The sequence below is a fragment of the Bacillus glycinifermentans genome, from assembly GCF_001042475.2.
In the GTDB taxonomy this organism is placed as follows: Bacteria; Bacillota; Bacilli; order Bacillales; family Bacillaceae; genus Bacillus; species Bacillus glycinifermentans.
The window spans coordinates 1-654 of the sequence record NZ_LECW02000081.1; the positions used below are offsets into that span (position 1 = coordinate 1).

Annotated in this window: 1 pseudogene; it reads left to right on the forward strand. The window is 47.6% G+C overall.

The features are described from left to right. A pseudogene (locus AB447_RS24255) lies at positions 1-654 on the forward strand (glycosyl hydrolase family 28-related protein); the annotation flags it as partial.

Below are 654 nucleotides of genomic sequence, written 5' to 3' on the forward strand. Positions count from 1 at the left end.
CGAGGGGTTAAGCTCCCATCCTGGACCTATCTTGTCGGTCAGGGTAAAGGTGTGACGATCCTGAAATTACATGAAGATACACCTGCCAGCGAATGGGTAATCACAAACGCCGATTATGTAAAGGGAAACAGAAATATTTTCGTGCAAGGGATGTCACTTGATTGGAACCCGGACAGGCAAGGCGGCGTCGGAGCTACGGGCGGCCAACATTCAAGCTGTTTGACCTTTGCAAATGTGAAATTTGGCTGGGTAAAGGATGTTGAAGCTATTAACCCGGGCTTGCACGGATTCGACATAACGGCGCCTACATATGATCATCTGCCGTCCACCCAGTATACAAAAGACGGATGCCGGTATATTTGGCTCGACAACTGTGTTGCTTATGGGGCAGGAGATGACGGGATTACGACGCACTATAGTGAATATCTTTTTATTTCAAACTGTCATTCTTTCGATCCGAGAGGTACGGCCCACGCGAAAGGGCAATCAAACTCAAACGGTATTGAAGTTGATGACGGTTCAAAGCATGTTTGGCTTTTAAATAACTATACGTCCGGTAATATCCGGGGTGTTGAAGTCAAGGCTCATGCTGAATGGCCGGCATCCCAAAATGTTCATGTGATTGGACATGTATCTTACCGGGATGTACGCGGC